Raw genomic sequence first — 18,939 nt, forward strand, 5'->3', positions numbered from 1 at the left:
CTCCTTTATATAATGGTCAGAAAATTTTTTAATATGGTCATTCCATCTGGTGTGAGTATGGATTCGGGGTGAAACTGCAGTCCATAGACTGCATACTCTTTATGTTTGACTGCCATGACTTCACCGATGGAGTCAGTTCCGATCACTGACAGGCTCTCAGGAAGGGATTCCTTTTCTGCTATCAGAGAATGGTATCTGGCAGCAGGTATCGTATCTGGAAGTCCTTTAAAAATGGGATCTGAGGTATCAATATCAATCAGACTCTGCTTCCCGTGCATCAGTTTTTTTGCGTGGGAGATATTTGCCCCGTAAACCTCACAGATCCCCTGGTGCCCCAGACAGACACCAAGAATTGGAACGGTTCCGGCAAGCTCCTTTACCACTGTCTCGCACACACCGGCATCCTTTGGATATCCCGGACCTGGAGAGAGTATGATATGGGAAGGGTGCAAGAGGCGGATTTCCTCCACAGTCAGTTCGTCATTTCTTATGACTTTAATATCCGGTTCAATGGAACCGAACAGCTGGACCAGATTATAGGAGAAGCTGTCATAATTATCAATCAGCAGTATCATCAGTCATTCACCTCCCCAGCCGTTTCAATTGCGTGGATTACAGCCTTTGCCTTGTTTCCTGATTCTTCATATTCCAGCTCCGGAACACTGTCAGCCACAATCCCGCCGCCGGCCTGAACGGTTACTGTTCCATTTTTCTTCACAGCCATTCGTATGGCAATGCAGGTATCCATGTTTCCGGTAAAATCAATGTACCCAAGCGCACCTCCGTAGATGCCTCGCGGCTCCATCTCCAGCTCCTCGATGATCTCACAGGCACGTATCTTTGGTGCACCGGAGAGTGTACCGGCGGGCAGTACCGCCTCGATTGCGGAGAATCCGTCACAGTCTGGCCGTATGTCGGCCTCTACCTGGGAACAGATGTGCATAATCCGGGAGAACCGGTGGATCATCTTGTATCCGGTGACTTCAACTGTGGAAAACTTTGCAATTTTTCCCAGATCATTCCGCCCTAAATCCACAAGCATGTTGTGTTCGGACAGTTCCTTTTCATCGGCAAGCAGCTCTTCTTCCAGCTGTCTGTCTTCCTCATCACTGCTTCCCCTGGGTCTGGAGCCGGCAACCGGGAAGGTAGTCAGTCTGCCGTCCTTCAGACGGACTAATGTCTCCGGAGAAGTGCTGATAATCTCTGTCTCATCCATGTGGAGATAAACCATGTAAGGGGAAGGGTTTGTGGTCCGCAGCACCCGGTAAGCATTTAAGAGGCTGTCGTGATATTCGCTTTTAAACTGTCTGGATAAGACAGCCTGAAAAATGTCACCGTCCACAATGTATTCCTTAGCTTTTTCCACCATATGGCAGTATTCCTCTTTGGAAACGTTGCAGTAAAAATCCGGCCTGCCCTGTACGGCTGATTGTTTCAGGGGAGTATTTTCCCCGATCATGCGTGCGATATTTTCCAGTCTTGCACAGGCGGTTCCATAGTTTTCCATAATCCGGTCGGTCTTCATATTTACCACGATGCATATTTTCTGTTTCAGATGATCATAGGCAATCACTGTGTCAAACAGCATCAGATCAAAGTCGCTGCAGTCGCCTTTTTTGATGGACAGGACAGGCTCAGCATATCCAATCATGCTGTAAGCGAAATAACCGACGAAGCCTCCGGTAAAGGGTGGGAGTCCGGGAATCTTAGGGGAACGGTATTCCTTTAGCAGTTCCCTAAGAACCTCAAAGGGAGTGTCCGATCTAAAAACCTCATCCTGAGCAGCTCCCGTGATGCTGTCGTAACGGCGTATGGTGACCACATGGTCCTGGCAGCTGACCTTCATGACAGGGTCATAACCAAGAAAGGAGTAGCGTCCCCAGGTTTCGCCGCCCTCAATGCTTTCTAACAGAAAGTGTTTTCTGCTTAATGCCCCGATTTTTCTCAGCAGAGTGATGGGGGTTACAATGTCTGCAAAAATTTCCCGGCAGACTGGTATGACAGGGTAGGAAGCGCCAAGCGCTTCGATCTCCCTGCAATCCGGTGTGATAGTCATAATACTGGCTCCTTTCCTGAATAAGAATTTTTTTAATAAAAAAAGCTCCCGTCCCTCTTCCATAATTCTATGGATAAGAGGGACGGAAGCTTGTAGTGACTCGTTCCGCGGTACCACCCTGATTGGAGAAGATAGACTTCTCCCGCTTATAACACACCAACATGTGCCTCCCCTTGATAACGGATAGGAAACCCGTCAGCATCTACTACCGGAGATAAACACCGGTTTCAAGCCGCCCTCGCAGGTCCATTCAGACCAGACATCAACGCTTCCTTTCACCAACCGGAAGCTCTCTGTGCATGATGAAGAGATCTTACTTACTCCTGCTCAACAGTTTATTACTTTGCTTTGCTACAGTATATGAGATTAAAATGAAAATGTCAATACGTTATTTGAAATTTAATTTATTCAGATCAACACATCAATCGACAGGAGGCAAAACACAAGTGTTTATTCTTCACTCATTATTACCCTTTCTATGTGCATGGCTAAATAACCGATTTCCACTTCTTTTATTTCCAGTTTTAATGCGATGCTTAACTCGTCACAGATTGTAGTTGCTATCGTAAAGGACTCCGGAATTTTAAATTCCAGATAGTCATTGATATTCAACTTTAATTCTTCGTTCTTTACGATTCTGGCTACCATATATTTTACATGGTTCATAAGCCTGTTATAAGACAGAGACATTACATCGATCTTACAATTTTTTTTATTTTCAATGATGTTGATACATCTTCTTACCGCCTCAGCCATCTTTATCGAGATTGAAGTGTGAACATCCTCTTTAGCTGCATGAATGTGCAGGGAAACATATCCGATCTCATCATCATCTATATCAATGTTCTTTTCTTTTTTTAAAATATCCCGTAAAATCAATGCTGCCTTAAATTCGCTATGGAATAAAGCCTTTATATCTTCTGTGAGAGGATTATATATCTGCTCCCCATTCTGAATTCTCTGTACCGCAAATGAAATATGATCCGCCATTGGAAACAGGATGCTCCGGTCAAGATTTCCAACCCTTTTCTCTGCCTCATCTAAAATTGCATTGGCATATTCAAAGTATTCAGGTGAAACGCTCTTAACCAGTTCTCTGTTCGTACCTCGTTCTGACTTTTCCTGTAAAGAGTAAACAGAGCAATCCTCTGGTGCCTCAAAGCGTTCCGATACCTTTTTCCCAAATCCAATTCCTTTTCCCAATAAAATATATTCTTTATTATCAGTCATATCAATTGCGATTATACTGTTGTGATTTAATATCTTACTTATGCGGTACATATCGTAAACGCCATCCTCTCTGTATGAATTGTTTTCCATTTTATCATGAATAAAACCGAAAGAATAGACAATTACAATATGCATTTCACAAATACTTATTCAAAAGTATCCACAGCAAATAATGGTTCGCCTGCTTTAACCTTACCATTTGCAATTAGTCTAATCTCCTGATTATCCTTAAGTTCTGTGCAGATGACAGGAGAGCATATAGATGGTGCTGCTGTTTTTAAGTACTCCAAATCAATTTTAAGGAGCTTATCCCCTTTCTTTACCTTCTGTCCATTTTCCACAAATACTTGAAAACCTTTTCCAGCAAGTTTGACCGTATCGATTCCTACATGGATAATCATTGTGACACCAAGGTCCGTTTGATAACCTATCGCATGTTTAGTCTCAAATACGAAGCAGACTTCTCCATCTTCGGGTGCAGTAACTATTTCTTCTGTTGGTGTAACGACTGCACCATCTCCCATCATTTTTCCAGCAAATCCTTCGTCGGGTGCAGTGGTTAGATCTGCAGCCTCTCCTGTAATCGGGCTGGAAATGATTATGGAACTGATCACCTTTTTATCTTTTTTCGATTTTACGCTTTCTGACGAATCGTGGTTTTCTGTATAATCAAAGTCTGCCTCCTCTGGTGCAGTCTCTAAATAGTCCTCAAAATTTGACTTGATAATGGTCACTCTCGGACCATATATAATCTGTACGCCGTTTCCTTTATGCACGACTCCGCTGGCACCTGTTGCCTTTAACACATCATCGTTAACAAGATTTCCGTCTGTTACTGTGCAGCGGAGTCTTGTCGCACAACAATCCACTGAAGTTATATTCTTCTTTCCTCCAAGGCCTTTTAAGATGCCTGCTGAAACAACGTCCTGCGGGGGCTCATTGTTTCCATTTTTTTGAGCATTTACATCGGCTCTTGTATACAGCTTTATTTCTTCCTGCTTATCACGGCCTGGTGTCTTTAAATCAAATTTCCTGATTAAGTATGAGAAGAGAATATAATAAAAGAGGAAATATCCAATCCCTACTATTACAATCCATATCCAGCTGGTCTTTGCATTTCCCTGAAGGATACCAAATAAGAACATATCAATAAATCCGCCGGAAAAGGTCATGCCTACACCAACTCCACACATATGCATGATCATATAAGCTGCTCCTGCCAAAACACAATGAATCCCGTAAAGTAACGGAGCAACAAATAAGAACGTAAATTCAAGAGGCTCCGTGATACCTGTAAGCATTGAGGTAAGTGCTGCTGACAATAATAATCCTCCAACAACCTTTTTGTTTTCGGGTCTTGCAGTATGGTACATGGCAAGTGCTGCTCCTGGAAGTCCAAAAATCATAAGCGGGAATTTTCCTGACATAAAACGTGTAGCCGAAACCGCAAAATGTTTTACAGTGGGATCTGTAAGCTGGGCAAAGAAAATATTCTGCGCACCTTCGATCATTTTACCTGAAACCTCTAACCTTCCACCAATACTTGTCTGCCAGAATGGCAGGTAAAATACATGATGAAGACCAAATGGTATCAGAAGCCTTTCCATAAACCCATAAACCCATGTTCCGGCATAACCACTATTTAAAACAATGTTTCCTACTTCAAATATTCCCATCTGAACAACCGGCCAGACATAATACATGAGAATACCTACAAAAACATATACCACTCCCGAAATAATCGGTACAAATCGTGTTCCGCCAAAAAATGACAGAACCTGCGGAAGCTGTATCTTATAAAATTTATTATGAAGTGCTGCTACTCCTAAACCTACAATAATGCCTCCAAAAACACCCATCTGCAATGATGGAATACCGCAAACGGAAGTTGTAGCACCTGCTAAAAGACCTTCTCCATTATCATGAATACTGATTAATGAGCTGATAGAAGCATGCATAATAAAAAATGCAATTGTCGCAGCCAAAGCTGCAACTTCCTTCTCTTTATTTGCCATACCGATCGCAACGCCTATTGCAAAGATAATTGGTAAATTTGAAAATACTATATTACCTGCACTATTCATGATCTGTAACAATGCATTGAGAACGGTTCCTTCGCCCATGAACGTTGTAAGCCCATAGGCGTCTAACATGGTTTTATTAGTAAAAGAACCACCTATTCCAAGCAGCAGACCAGCAACCGGTAAAATTGCTATTGGTAACATAAATGATCTGCCAATTCTTTGTAATACTCCAAAAATCTTGTCCTTCATTAATAAGACTCCTTTCAACTTCTTAATTATAATTATCTTTGATTTTGAAATGCTTATCATGAAGCTTTTTCGTTTCCGGACACAAAAAAAGCACTAACCAGCATAAACATTCCAAAAATATTCATGCATAGTTAATGCCTGATTAATCAGTAACACACTATAACTGCTTAATTATATATTATTATCTCAATTTTGTCAATCAATATCTTCTTTCGTTTTCACGTCATTGACATTTGAAAAAATGGTGTTAGAATGGTGCTAATTGATAGCAGTAAAAAAAGCAGGAGGATATCAGATGGCGAAAATAGGAATCATTGGAATAGGAAATATGGGATATGCAATCGCAAAAGGCTTGCTGAAACAATATGAGAAAGAGGACATTGTTTTTACTGATGTAAATCAGGACCGCTGCAGGGAAGTAGCAGAAGAACTTGGAATTGACTGGGCGGAATCTAACCAGGAATGTGCGGGTCTTGCAAAATATATCGTTCTTGCGGTAAAACCCCAGTATATGGATCCGGTATTGGCAGAACTTCGTGATGTGGTAACAGAAAAAAATGTTATGATGTCCATTGCACCCGGAATCACCACGGACCAGTTAAAGGAAAAGCTGGGAGAGGGAAAACGAGTGGTTCGTGCCATGCCCAATACTCCTGCGCTGCTGGGCGAAGGCATGACCGGAGTCTGCTATGATGATAAGGTTTTCACAGAGGAAGAGAAAACTGCCATTGCCGGAATTTTCAGTTCCCTGGGCAAGATGAGGATCGTGGAAGAGCGGCTGATGAATGCAGTGGTCTGTGTCAGCGGCAGTTCTCCTGCTTATGTCTATATGTTTATTGAGGCTCTGGCTGACAGCGCAGTAAAGTATGGCCTGCCAAGGGATGCAGCCTATGAGATGGCAGCACAGGCAGTAGCAGGAAGTGCCAGAATGGTGCTGGAAACAGGGGAGCATCCGGGAGCACTCAAAGACAAGGTCTGTTCCCCGGGAGGAACCACCATTGCCGCAGTCTCTGCTTTAGAGGAATATGGTTTCCGCAATGCGGTGATAAAGGCATCCGATGCCTGTTTTAAGAAATGTGAGAAGATATAGGACGATGACAGGAAAGGAGAAGCTATCATGGATCAGCTTCCGGTAAAACGATTAAACAGAACCTTTAAATATCAGGGGAGCATTTTGAAAATTTACGAAGATACAGTGGATGCAAACGGACATCTGGCGCACTGGGATTTTATTCATCATATTGGGGCGGCAGCAGTAGTTCCGGTCACAAAAGATGGAACCATACTTATGGTCAGGCAGTACCGCAATGCACTGGACCGCTATACTCTGGAAGTCCCGGCGGGAGCACTGAATTATCCGGAGGAGCCGAAGATTGACTGTGCCCATAGAGAACTGGAGGAAGAGACCGGATTTAAGACAGAAAAAGAGAAGCTGGAATTTCTCATAAGAGTCAACACTACGGTTGCATTCTGTGATGAAGTAATTGATATTTTTGTGGCACGGGATTTAGAGCCGTCCAGACAAAATTTAGATGAAGATGAATATATTGAAGTGGAAGAATGGACAGTAAAAGATCTGGAAGAAAAGATCTATCAGGGAGAGATTACAGACGGAAAGACCATTGGGGCGATTCTGGCATATGCCAGGAAGTATGATGTAAAATAAGGGAATAAACAGACCCTCTGCAGGCATAAATTATGACAAGACCTGTAGGGGGATTTTTATGGCTGATTATCTGATGCGATTGAAATACGGACTAAAGAGGAGAGCTTTAAGCAGCGGATATATTCCCGTATCAACGAAAGTCAGAGCGGATGACCGGTATCTGGTCTGTTTTTTCATCGGTCTGATGGCAGGAACAGTCATTGCCAACTTCTGGTATTCTTCTTTTGAAAATGAAGCAGTTTATTATCTGGGGCTTTTAGACAGAAACAGGAGCGCAGTCGGGCAGGAGAGCATGGGGCTTTTCTTGGAAGTCGTAAGACAGAGACTGGTTCAGATCTTTATCGCCTGGCTGATCGGGATGACTGCGTATGCGGTTTTTTTATACTGTCTGCTCACTGCAGGACTGGGTTTTTCCATGGGATTTGTCATGTCTGTCATTACCGTACAGAAGGGATTAATGGGACTGCCGTTTTTTTTCATGACAGTCATGCCTCAGTGGCTTTGCTATCTGCCGCTGTGGATTCTTTTGCTGTACTGGGGCCTGCAGAAGGGGAAACGTTTTCGGGCTGCCGTACTTTTTTTCATTCTTCTTCTGTCTGTACTGGGAAGTGCTCTGGAGACCTGGATTAATCCTGTTTTTTTGAAATTTGTCTTATAAACAGGGGATTATTTAAAAAAATAATATAAAATGATTGATTAAAATTCACCATATCTTGCGAAATAACGGAGCATGCCACCAATATCTGGTATATGTTATGTAAAGTGCTTTTTCCGTTCAAAAAATGTGTTTGATTTTATCGAAAATAGTCTATATAATGTTAGGAAGAAGCCTTATTTTAGGCCATTTTTTGAAACCGGAAGGTCAGGGGATATTGAAATGGTAGCCGATATTAATCATTTTATAATTTATTTAAGAGAGATAAAAAAAACATCAAAAAACACTGAGGTGTCATACCAGAGAGATTTAATTCAAATGGCTTCTTTTTTAGGGAAGCAGGGAATTATGGAAGTGGACAAGGTGACGAAGACAAGTTTAAACTCCTATATCCTGTTTCTGGAAAAAGAAGGCAGAGCGACTACTACCATTTCACGCTGTCTGGCTTCCATGAAGGCATTTTTCCATTATGAATGCAGGGAAGGTCTGATATCCAGAGATCCGGCAGAGCTTTTAAAGGCGCCCAGGGTTGAGAAGAAGGCACCTACCATATTGACCGTCGATGAAGTCAACTGCCTCTTAAGCCAGCCAAACGGGGACTCTCCCAAAGAGCTGAGAGACCGCGCCATGCTGGAGCTTCTTTATGCAACAGGAATCAGGGTGTCGGAGCTGATTCATTTAGAGAGCAGGGATGTGAATCTTACCGTGGGATATATCACATGCCGGGACGAGCATAAGGAGCGTATGATACCCTTTGGCAAGGTGGCAAAGCTGGCTCTTTCCGCTTATATGGAGCGGGGCAGGCAGACTCTTTTAAAGGGACAGGAATCGGACTGGCTGTTTACTAACTGCAGCGGAAAACCCATGAGCCGTCAGGGCTTCTGGAAGATCATTAAATATTACGGTGATAAGGCGGGCATTCAGTCCGATATTACCCCTCATACGTTAAGACATTCTTTCGCGGCCCATCTGCTTCGCAACGGTGCGGATATTCATGCGGTACAGGCCATGCTTGGTCATTCTGATATGGCTACCACACAGATGTATATGAACTACGCCCAGAAAGAAACTGTGCGGCGTAATTACGCAGGAGCGCACCCGAGAAGTTAACCGGAATATAATATAGAAGAATATAAAACAATATTTGCCTGTGAAGACTCTTTGCGCTATAATAGGTGAGTCGGCGTGAAAAGCTGCAGGAAAATTTTATGATTATGAGGGATAAAAGATGAAGAAATTAGAAGATTATGTCACAAGCATTCCGGATTTTCCGGAAGCAGGAATTGTATTCCGCGATGTGACTACCATTCTGGAAGACCCGGACGGACTATCCATGGCTGTGGATGGCATCCGCCAGATGTTAAAAGGAGTGGAATATGATTCTGTAATCGGGCCTGAGTCCAGAGGCTTTATTTTTGGTGTGCCGGTAGCCTATGCAGAGCACAAGGGATTTATACCTGTGCGGAAAAAGGGAAAGCTTCCCAGAGAGGTTCTTTCTGCTGATTATGAACTGGAATATGGCAAGGCAACCGTAGAGATACACAAAGATTCCATTAAACCGGGACAGAAGGTGGTTATTATAGATGACCTGATTGCAACCGGAGGAACCATTGAAGCCATCATTAAGCTGGTGGAAGAACTTGGCGGTGAAGTGGTTAAGATCTGTTTTATCATGGAGCTTGCCGGATTAAACGGAAGAGACAGACTTACCGGATATGATGTGGAAGCGATGATTTCCTACGAGGGTAAATAATCAATTGGTTAGAGAATTTAAGGCTTTTTGCCGCCCGTTTTCATGGCTGCACAAAGGCTTTGAATTCTCTTTTTTTCAATAAGAATCCCTGATAAATCGATATTTTTTTGTCATAATTTATTTTTTTTTGAACATGCATGCAGCCTATTGATTTTCTGATTTTGAGTGTGATATGATGTGTCCAGCACATTGGATTGTATACAATGTGCAACATAAGAACAATTTAAAAACCGGAAAAAATAATAGAGAGCAAAAACGAAAGGATAATAAATTATGGCTGTACATGTAATTGATGAAGCAAACAGATGCTTAAACTGCAAAAAACCATTATGCCGGCAGGGGTGTCCCATACAGACTAACATTCCCCAGATGATTCAGGCATTTAAAGAGGGGAATTTAAATAAAGCTGGAGAGATGGTATTTGAAAATAATCCCATGTCTCTGGTTTGTTCTCTAGTCTGCAACCATGAGAAGCAGTGTGAAGGCCACTGTATATTAGGGAAAAAGGGGCAGCCAGTCCATATCAGCAGTATTGAAAACTATATTTCTGATACAATTTTTGACCAGATGAAGATTGAATGTCTGCCTGCAAACGGGAAGAAGGTGGCGGTAATTGGTGCAGGACCGGCCGGTATCACCATTGCTATCCTGCTTACAAAAAAGGGCTACAGTGTGACCATTTTTGATGCCAGAGATAAAGTTGGAGGAGTGTTACAGTACGGTATTCCTGAATTCCGTCTTCCCAAATCCATACTGGAACGTTATAAGAAAAAGCTGCTGGAAATCGGTGTGAAGATACGTCCGAATACAGCCATTGGTACAGCGCTGGAAATAAAAGATCTGATCCGGGATGGATATCAGAGCATCTTTATCGGAACCGGTGTATGGAGACCAAAAACTCTTGGAGTAAAGGGAGAATCTCTGGGTAATGTCCATTATGCCATTGACTATCTGGCAAATCCGGACGCCTATCATCTGGGAGATACCATTGCCATCATAGGAATGGGCAATTCCGCCATGGATGTGGCCAGAACTGCCATTCGCCACGGCGCGAGGAAAGTGACTCTTTATGCTAGAGGTATGGCAAGTAATGCCAGTGAACATGAAACAGCCTATGCCAGACTGGACGGTGCTGAATTTCAATTCGGAATGCAGATTGCGGAGATAACGGATGATGGTCCGGTATTTGTAAAGGTTCGTTACGATGAAGAGGGAAAACAGACAGGACTGGGTGAGGAGCGGGAGCAGATCTTCGCCGATTCCACCATAATTTCTGTCAGCCAGGGGCCAAAGAGCAAACTGGTGAATACCACCGAGGGCTTAAAAGCCAGCCAGAACGGCCTGCTTATGACAGACGACAATGGGCAGACAACCATACCAGGCATATTTGCTTCAGGTGATGTGGTGCTTGGAGCAAGAACAGTCGTTGAGGCTGTGGCCTATTCAAAAACAGTGGCAGAAGCCATGGATGAATATATGAAAACAAAAGAAGTGTGAAAATTATGATTAATAGCAGTCTCATAAACCTCCAGGGTATGCTGTTTTTGCTGGTTGCCTCCGGAGTGGTTTTAAGGAAACTGGGAATCCTTCCGGACAGTGCAAAACAGGTGCTGACAGATCTGGTTATTGATCTCATCCTGCCGTGCAATATTATCAGTTCCTTTCTCATTGAATTTAATATGGATATTTTAAAAGGTTTTGCGGTTATTCTGGTGATTGCCACACTGATTCAGTTTGGCTGTCTGATAATAGCCAATACCTTTTATAAAAAGGAACCGGAGCGGCGTAAGAAGGTGCTTCAGTATGGAACGGTCTGCTCCAATGCCGGTTTTATGGGAAATCCAATTGCAGAAGGGGTTTACGGGGCAGAGGGACTGATGTATGCGTCCATCTTTCTCGTTCCCCAGAGAATTGTGATGTGGTCTGCAGGAGTCTCTTATTTTACAGAAAGTCCGGATAAGAAGACAGTGGTGAAGAAGGTTCTTACCCACCCTTGTATTGTTGCAGTATATATCGGTCTGTTTTTTATGATTACCCAGATATCAATGCCAGTATTTTTAGAAAATACCATTCGAAATGTGGGCGGTTGTACTACAACTGTATCCATGGTTTTAATCGGAACAATTCTTGCGGAGGTGAAAGCGGGCAGTATTTTTGATAAGGGGATTATGAAGTATACATTTATCCGTCTGTTTTTTATTCCCTTTCTGGTTTTTATATGCTGCCGACTCTTTCCCGTGAGTCCGATGATATCCGGCGTATCGGTGCTGCTGACGGGTATGCCGGCAGGAAGCACCACAGCCATACTGGCGGCAAAGTACGACGGAGATTATATATTTGCCACCAAATGCGTGGTGGTAACTACCCTGCTGTCCCTGGTGACGATCCCTTTGTGGTGCATGGTTTTATAATTGAACGGGCCATGAAAGGCGTAAACGGTGCCCTGATAGTAAAACACAGAAAAAGAGGCTGTGTTTTACTATCAGGGTATTTTTTGTTTTACGATACTAAAAATTGTTGGGATTTTTATGAGAGAGAAATAAATGTTGACCGAATCGGTTCATAGTGTTACAATCAAGATATAGACCGATTCGGTCAATAACGTTTCAGAAGGTGAAAATATGGAAAAATATAGAGAACTATCAGAAGAAAAGCTGCAGCCCATTATTGAGGCAGCGTTAAAGTGTTTTGGAAAGCATGGATACAAGAAGGCATCCATGGGTGATATTGCCAAGAGCAGCGGAGTATCCAAACCCATGCTGTTCCATTATTTTGGCACAAAAAGAGATTTATACCTTTACCTGTCAGAATACGTAAGAAATGTTATGGTTGACGCTTACAAACGGAATGAAATAGATGTTTGCTGCGATTTGTTTGAGCGCATCACTGCAGCTTCAAGAATGAAAATGGGCATACTGGTAAAGTATCCGCAAATACTGAGATTTATTATCAGCATGTTTGAAGAAACGGATGAAGAGGTAATTGATATCACAAAAAAGATCATGCCGGAAGCTCAGCGGTTTTCTTATGATCTGGTGGTGAAAAAGGAGGACGCGGCCAAATTTAAGGAAGGTGTGGACATTGATGCGGTCATGCGTCTGCTGTTCCTTATGGCGGAAGGATACGCCCACGAAATGTCCGATGGCCGGTGTGATCTTGAAAAGATTACTGAAGAACTGGAAAAAACCATGCACATGCTGAAAAACAATCTATATAAGGAGGAATACCTGTGATGTATATACTGAATATTCAGGATAAAGAGGCCGGTTCCGTCAGGATATCCGGTGGCAAGGGAGCCAGTCTTTCCAGACTTACCCGGCATTTTTCTGAGAAAGTTCCGGGTGGCTTTATTATTACAACAGAGTTTTTTAAGAACTATATCCAGCCTGCCGTCATCCATGCCCAGGGTGATATAAAATCTGCCGTTGCCGGACTTACGCTGCCCGACGAAGCAGTAAAGTTAATTCAAACCGCCTATGACGGCCTGGGAGATAATATTTCCGTTGCAGTCCGATCCTCCGCCACAGCCGAGGATCTGCCGGATGCTTCTTTTGCAGGCCAGCAGGACACCTTTTTAAATGTTTCCGGTATGGAAGCAGTAACAAAAGCAGTCATCAACTGTTTTGCCTCTCTGTATAACCAGGGGGCAGTTTCCTACCGGGCAAAAAATGGATTTGACGAAAGCGAAGTCCAAATGGCCGTAGTCGTACAAAAAATGGTGCAAGCAAAGGCGGCAGGGGTCATGTTTACCGCTGATCCCATAACCTCAGACCGTTTTACAACAGCCATTGAAGCAGTTGAAGGTCTTGGGGAAGAGCTGGTGTCCGGTCGTAAGACTCCGGTTACATGGACGGTCAAGGGAGGAATTGTTAAGAAAAGAAGCGGTGGGGAACCATGTCTTACGGAATCATTGGTAACCGCCCTTTCTGACATAGGGAAAAAAATTGAAAAGGTATTTGGCTGTCCACAGGATATTGAATGGTGTTTTGACGGGGAGAAGTTCTACATCGTTCAGTCCCGGGCAATCACCACTCTTTTTCCATGTCCCCCATCTCCTGATGGTTTCAAACGCTGTTTTATTTCTGTCGGCCACTTACAGATGATGACCGACACCATGCTGCCCCTTGGCATGTCTCTTTGGAAATTGATGTCAAAAACTGTAAAGATCACGGAAGTGGGCGGGCGGCCCTATATGGAGATTACCCACAATCTAAACAGTCCGGCAGGCAAGATCCTGGTGAGGCAAAAGCTTTCCAATTCCGATGAACTTATGAACAGCGCATTTAATCAGGTTCTGGAAAGAAAGGATTATATTAAATCCATTCCCAAAGGTCAGAAGAGCGACTTTGCAATACCAAAGGATGTGGCCAGGTGCATTACTGCCGGATTCAGAATCTACCGGAAAAACGATCCCGCCATCATTGACGGCTATAACCGACGCATGGAAGCGTTAATCCGGAAAACAAAAAAAGAACTTGATCATCTGACCGGCAAGGCAGTGATCGATTACATTGTAAACGACACGGACAATCTCATGAAAAGCCTGTTTGACCCGGAAGGCCTTGGGCCTCTTATGATCGCTTTCTTTCTCACAAAGCCTATAGATAAAGCGGGAAAACTCCTCCTTGGGAGGGACAATATAAGCGTTGATGTGTCAAAATCCATAAAGGGGAACATCACCTCAGAAATGGGATTTTACGTCAGCCGTATTGCAGACGCAGTCAGAGATTATCCGGAGGCTGTAAAATACCTTGAAACAGCCGGGGACCGGTTTTGCATTGATGACTTAAAAAGACAGCAGGGCGGAGAGAAAGCTGCGAAAGCCTTTGAAGAATTTTTCTCCCGGTACGGTATGCGCTGTCCAGGGGAAATAGATATTGCAAAGCTCCGTTTTGCCGAAGCACCAGGGAAAATCCTTCCTACCGTATTGGCCGATGTAAGACTCCCCAAGGGCCACGCAGAGCAAAGGTACCTTCAGGGACAGCGGGAAAGCAGGGAGGCGGTAAAAGCCATGGTTCTGGCTGCCAAAAAGAAATGGGGAATAAAGAAGGCCAGGAAGCTGGCAAAACAGCTTTCCTTTTACCGGAATTTCTTAGGCCTGAGGGAATCCCCGAAATATTACTGGATGAAACGCTATTGGGAATATAAACAGGCGGTCATCCGGGAATCTGAAAAGCTTGTGGAAACAGGCAGGCTAAGAAGAGTCGATGATGTTTTCTATTTAAGCCTTCCGGAGCTGGCCGGTTTATATAACAAAGAGCAGGAACCCGATTATAAAAAAATCGATGCAATACGTGCAGATTATGAAAAGTACGCGTCTCTGACACCGCCCCGCCTCATCTTCTCTGACGGAGAAGTGGTGGAAGGGGAATACAAACGCAAGGTTCCTGACGGGGCGCTTCCAGGGCTTGCCGTATCAGGCGGTATAACAGAGGGCCGGGCCAGGGTCATCCTGGACATAAAGGAAGCTGGAAAAATAGAAAAAGGTGATATTCTGGTAACAAAATTCACCGACCCCAGCTGGACCCCGGCATTTATTTCTGTGAGCGGACTTGTCACGGAGGTTGGCGGAATGGCAACCCACGGAGCGGTCATCACACGGGAATACGGGCTGCCTGCGGTGGTGGGCGTGACCGATGCTACAAAGCACATAAAGGATGGTGACTGGATCCGTATAAACGGCAATATGGGTTACGTTGAGTTTTTGAAATGAGAAAGGAGGTTCTCCAGTGAAAGCAATTCATATTAAAAACCTGACCAAGAACTATGGGGATCACAGGGGCATTGAAGATGTGAGTTTTTCTGTAGAAGAAGGAGAGATTTTCGGATTTATCGGGCCAAACGGGGCAGGTAAATCCACTACCATCCGCACGCTTCTGTCACTGATCCGTCCCACCTCCGGCAGTGCGCAGATATTTGGCATGGACTGTATCAGACAGGCCGCAGAGATCGCAAAGGATGTGGGATATCTGCCCGGCGAGTCCGTGTATTATGATAATATGACGGTCCGGGAGCTGGTTAATTATGCGGCGGATTTATACGGTGTAAAGAACGATGACAAAATAAAAGAGCTTTCCAGACGCTTAAGCCTTGACTTGTCCCGTAAAATGGCCGATTTATCCCTTGGTAACAAAAAGAAAGCAGGGATCCTGTGCGCTTTGCTACACTCTCCCAGGCTCATCATATTAGACGAACCCACCAGCGGCTTAGACCCGCTGGTCCAGCAGGAGTTTTTTACAATTTTAAAAGAAGAAAATAAGCGTGGTGCAACGATATTCTTTTCATCCCACGTCCTGTCGGAGGTGCAGAAGATCTGCGACCGTGTGGCAATTTTAAAAGAAGGAAAGATGGTCGGTGTACAAAAAATCAGTGAGCTTCGGGCCAACAGCCATAAAAAAATCAGTGTCACGGCAGAAAAAATACCGGCAGGTTTTTTTGATCTTGGAGGAATTACCAATTATCATCAGGAAGGCAATGGTGCCTCATTCATGTTTATGGGGAATATGGGAGAAATCCTGGCAAAACTATCCGCATTAGAGGTCCATGACCTTTTTATCGAAGAACCGGCGCTGGAAGAAATTTTCATGCACTATTACAGGTGAGGAGAAGGGGATGACTGTATTTAAATACGAATTGAAACAGCTAAAGAAAAATATCATTATCTGGTCCCTGTCCATGGGTGGTCTGATCTTTCTCATGCTGCCCACTTACCTTGGTTTCATCTCAGGGACAGATGATATGATAGCAGAGGCCATTAATAATAACCCTATGTTTGAAGCATTTGGAGTCAGTGCAGCCTTTGTAATGACCCCTCTTGGTATGTTCAGCTTTTTAAACAGCTTTGCAATGGCAGCGGCGGCGATTCATGGTATGAGCATTGCCTTTTCCTCCCATACCAAAGAATATTTGAACAAATCGGCAGAATTTTTGCTGACGAAGCCTCATTCCAGGAAAAGGGTTTTCTTTTGTAAGTTTCTTGCCTGTACGGCAGGCAGCCTGATTGTGGGAACAGTCTATATCACGGGAGCTGCACTCGCCCTTCTGACCGTAAAAGGAATCTCCGTTGATTGGAGGGCATTCCTGCTCATAGGGAAATCCCTTGTGCTGGTGGAGCTGATGTTTGTGGTTTTGGGGACAGCTGCAGGTACGTTTTTTCCCAATGTGCGGACGCCTGTGCTCCTATCCTCCTGCGTCATGTTTGCCTTATTTTGTTTAAGCTCCATGTCAAAGAAAATCCATGAACCGGTGCTGGGATATTTTACCCCTTTTGCTTTCTTTGATCCTATGAGCATTGCTGAAACCGGATTTTACCAGTGGAATTATGTGGTGTGGTATGTAATCCTGGCCGGTGGGCTGTTGTATGTCAGCTGCAGTGTATACCTAAAAAAAGATGTTGTATTTGGAGGCTGAACATGAAGACGATATACTTTAAAGAGCTGAAATTGACAAGAAAGCTGTTGATGATATGGCTGGTGCTGGTCGTAATGCTTACAGGATTTGCTGCAATAGAATTTGTAGTGCTAAAGGAAGCAATGGGGGAAATTGCAAAGTTGGCAGAAGGCTTCCCCAAGATCATATTGATTTTGTTCGGACTGAATGGGATAAGAATTGATACTCCCCTGGGAGCCTATCAGTGCATGGTATTCTGGACTGACTTACTGGCCTTCTTTTATGCCGGATTTACAGGGGTATTTGCTGTTTCCAGGGAGGTAATGTTTGGCACCAGCGAGTTCCTGTTCACAAAACCTTATAAACGTTCCGCCATCATCTGGGCGAAAATCGGAGCGGCAGTAACAAATCTTGGTGTGTTTTCCATCACTGTGGGGATCATGTCGTATTTGTTTATCATCCTGCCACTGGGAGATACCAGTATTACCGGCATCCATATCATCACTACCGCTGGAATATTTCTTACACAATTAGTGCTTTTCACTACCGGGCTTTTCATTTCCAGCCTTTCCAAAAACTATAAAACCGCAAGCCTTTTTACAATGCTTACGGTAGCATTGTTTTATATGATCCGCTTTGCCCTTGATTATACCGGCAATGGGAATCTCTTAAACATGCTGACACCGGTTGGATATTTTAATGTGGTATCCATATCAGAAAAGGGATTAGATCCTTTTTATATCCTCCTATCCATGGGGATTATTCTGGCAGGCTGTTCCCTGGCGGCCGGTTTTTACGAAAAGAGGGATCTGATACCAAAATAAATAATTGTTGCTTTCCTTATTATATGGTAGAATGTTTCCATCGAATGAAGGAGGGATCAATTATGAAGCGACCGGAAACTGACCTCCATCTGCACCTTGACGGGTCCTTATCTATTGATGTGGTAAGGCTTTTAGCAGCGCAGATCGGATATGATTTTGAAGGACAGGATATAAAGGACAGTGTTTCAGTGGGGGAAAACTGTGAAAGCCTTGTGGATTATCTGAAATGTTTCGATTTACCAGGGCAGCTTCTGCAGACAGAAGAAGCTCTTACACTGGCATGTGAGGATTTAACCAGACGACTTGCTGACCAGGGACTTATTTACAGTGAAATCCGTTTTGCGCCTCAGCTTCATATGAGAAAAGGACTTTCGAAAGAAAAGGTTCTGGAAGCCGTTATAAAGGGAATGAATAAAGGAATGGAAGGCACCGCACTGAAAGCAGGGCTTCTGCTGTGCGCTATGGTAAACGGATCGGATAAGGAAAATGAGGAGACCTTTGAACTGGCTTCTTCCTATCTTGGCAAGGGCGTTGCGGGCGTTGATATTGCAGGTCCGGAAGGCCTTGTCCCAATGGCTCATTTTGAGCCTCTTTTTAGAAGAGCCGGGCAGAAGAATATTCCATTTACCATACATGCAGGAGAATGCGGAGACTGTGAGAATATTATAAAAGCCGTCTCCTATGGAGCAAAGAGAATCGGACACGGTTGTGCGGCAATTCAGTCCCAGTCCTGTATGGACCTCTTAAAAAAGGAAAAAATTACCTTAGAGATGTGTGTGATCAGCAACCTTCAGACGAAAGCGGTTCCCTCCATCGAAAAACATCCGTTAAAAGCGTTTTACGACTGGGGGATACCGGTAACCTATAATACGGATAACATGACGGTATCGGATACGACTCTGGAAAAAGAGGCGGAGCTGATTCAGAAGTATATGGGATTTACAGAAGCAGACTTAAGGCAGATGAACCGCTATGCGCTGGAAGCCGCTTTTATCGAAGCGGAGGAGAAAGAAAAAATAATTGCTTTTTTCGACAATAATACGTATAATGTATGATAACTACGTTTAAAAATCGGTGAAAACAGGAATGTTAC

At 43.8% G+C, this 18,939-nt stretch carries 17 protein-coding genes and 1 other annotated feature; of the genes, 13 read left to right on the top strand and 4 right to left on the bottom strand.

Going from position 1 to position 18,939, the window contains the following annotated elements; all coding sequences use genetic code 11:
- Positions 1 to 5: 5 nt before the first annotated feature.
- The 4 genes from DS742_RS03405 to DS742_RS03420 form a co-directional block, all read right to left on the bottom strand.
- A complete protein-coding gene (locus DS742_RS03405; RefSeq protein ID WP_117415625.1) occupies positions 6 to 575 on the bottom strand; it encodes an anthranilate synthase component II in 570 nt (189 codons plus the stop codon).
- Complete coding sequence (locus tag DS742_RS03410) at positions 575 to 2,056, bottom strand: anthranilate synthase component I family protein (RefSeq protein WP_117415626.1); 1,482 nt, start codon at positions 2,054 to 2,056, stop codon at positions 575 to 577. The genes DS742_RS03405 and DS742_RS03410 overlap by 1 nt, the downstream gene beginning before the upstream one ends.
- A 75-nt stretch (positions 2,057 to 2,131) precedes the next feature.
- Positions 2,132 to 2,396, bottom strand: a binding site (T-box leader).
- A 110-nt stretch (positions 2,397 to 2,506) separates the two neighbouring features.
- Entirely contained in the window at positions 2,507 to 3,337 is an 831-nt protein-coding gene (locus tag DS742_RS03415; RefSeq protein ID WP_117415724.1) for a PRD domain-containing protein, read from the bottom strand.
- Positions 3,338 to 3,432: 95 nt separating this feature from the next.
- Positions 3,433 to 5,559 carry a PTS sugar transporter subunit IIABC gene (locus tag DS742_RS03420; RefSeq protein ID WP_117415627.1) on the bottom strand — a complete coding sequence of 709 codons (2,127 nt, stop codon included), beginning with the start codon at positions 5,557 to 5,559 and terminating at the stop codon, positions 3,433 to 3,435.
- A 295-nt stretch (positions 5,560 to 5,854) separates the two neighbouring features.
- Between DS742_RS03420 and proC the strand changes: the two genes are divergently transcribed.
- From proC to add, 13 genes are all read left to right on the top strand, one after another.
- Positions 5,855 to 6,649 carry a pyrroline-5-carboxylate reductase gene (proC, locus tag DS742_RS03425; RefSeq protein ID WP_117415628.1) on the top strand — a complete coding sequence of 265 codons (795 nt, stop codon included), beginning with the start codon at positions 5,855 to 5,857 and terminating at the stop codon, positions 6,647 to 6,649.
- A 27-nt stretch (positions 6,650 to 6,676) separates the two neighbouring features.
- Positions 6,677 to 7,225, top strand: a complete 549-nt coding sequence (locus DS742_RS03430) for an NUDIX hydrolase (RefSeq protein ID WP_117415629.1) — start codon at positions 6,677 to 6,679, stop codon at positions 7,223 to 7,225.
- Positions 7,226 to 7,283: 58 nt separating this feature from the next.
- Positions 7,284 to 7,883 (top strand): stage II sporulation protein M, encoded by a 600-nt coding sequence (locus DS742_RS03435; protein WP_117415630.1) that lies wholly within the window; start codon positions 7,284 to 7,286, stop codon positions 7,881 to 7,883.
- 219 nt (positions 7,884 to 8,102) lie between these two features.
- Complete coding sequence (locus DS742_RS03440) at positions 8,103 to 8,990, top strand: site-specific tyrosine recombinase (protein ID WP_117415631.1); 888 nt, start codon at positions 8,103 to 8,105, stop codon at positions 8,988 to 8,990.
- Between the two features lie 118 nt (positions 8,991 to 9,108).
- Positions 9,109 to 9,633, top strand: coding sequence for an adenine phosphoribosyltransferase (locus DS742_RS03445; protein ID WP_117415632.1), 525 nt, complete (start codon positions 9,109 to 9,111; stop codon positions 9,631 to 9,633).
- A 273-nt stretch (positions 9,634 to 9,906) separates the two neighbouring features.
- Positions 9,907 to 11,130, top strand: coding sequence for an NAD(P)-dependent oxidoreductase (locus DS742_RS03450; protein ID WP_117415633.1), 1,224 nt, complete (start codon positions 9,907 to 9,909; stop codon positions 11,128 to 11,130).
- Positions 11,131 to 11,135: 5 nt separating this feature from the next.
- Positions 11,136 to 12,044, top strand: coding sequence for an AEC family transporter (locus DS742_RS03455; protein WP_242996379.1), 909 nt, complete (start codon positions 11,136 to 11,138; stop codon positions 12,042 to 12,044).
- Positions 12,045 to 12,254: 210 nt separating this feature from the next.
- Complete coding sequence (locus tag DS742_RS03460) at positions 12,255 to 12,866, top strand: TetR/AcrR family transcriptional regulator (RefSeq protein WP_117415634.1); 612 nt, start codon at positions 12,255 to 12,257, stop codon at positions 12,864 to 12,866.
- Positions 12,866 to 15,346 (top strand): phosphoenolpyruvate synthase, encoded by a 2,481-nt coding sequence (locus tag DS742_RS03465; RefSeq protein ID WP_242996383.1) that lies wholly within the window; start codon positions 12,866 to 12,868, stop codon positions 15,344 to 15,346. Before DS742_RS03460 ends, DS742_RS03465 begins: the two co-directional genes overlap by 1 nt.
- A gap of 16 nt (positions 15,347 to 15,362) precedes the next feature.
- The gene (locus tag DS742_RS03470; RefSeq protein ID WP_117415636.1) at positions 15,363 to 16,235 is read left to right on the top strand and encodes an ABC transporter ATP-binding protein; all 873 of its coding nucleotides are present in this window, start codon (positions 15,363 to 15,365) and stop codon (positions 16,233 to 16,235) included.
- A 10-nt stretch (positions 16,236 to 16,245) separates the two neighbouring features.
- On the top strand, positions 16,246 to 17,043 hold the full coding sequence (locus DS742_RS03475; RefSeq protein ID WP_170313350.1) for an ABC transporter permease subunit: 798 nt from the start codon (positions 16,246 to 16,248) through the stop codon (positions 17,041 to 17,043).
- A gap of 2 nt (positions 17,044 to 17,045) precedes the next feature.
- Positions 17,046 to 17,846 carry an ABC transporter permease gene (locus DS742_RS03480; protein ID WP_117415638.1) on the top strand — a complete coding sequence of 267 codons (801 nt, stop codon included), beginning with the start codon at positions 17,046 to 17,048 and terminating at the stop codon, positions 17,844 to 17,846.
- 62 nt (positions 17,847 to 17,908) lie between these two features.
- Positions 17,909 to 18,901 (top strand): adenosine deaminase, encoded by a 993-nt coding sequence (add, locus tag DS742_RS03485; protein WP_117415639.1) that lies wholly within the window; start codon positions 17,909 to 17,911, stop codon positions 18,899 to 18,901.
- Positions 18,902 to 18,939 lie beyond the last annotated feature (38 nt).

Origin of the sequence: Lacrimispora amygdalina (assembly GCF_003432035.1) — a bacterium.
Lineage (GTDB): Bacteria > Bacillota > Clostridia > Lachnospirales > Lachnospiraceae > Lacrimispora > Lacrimispora amygdalina.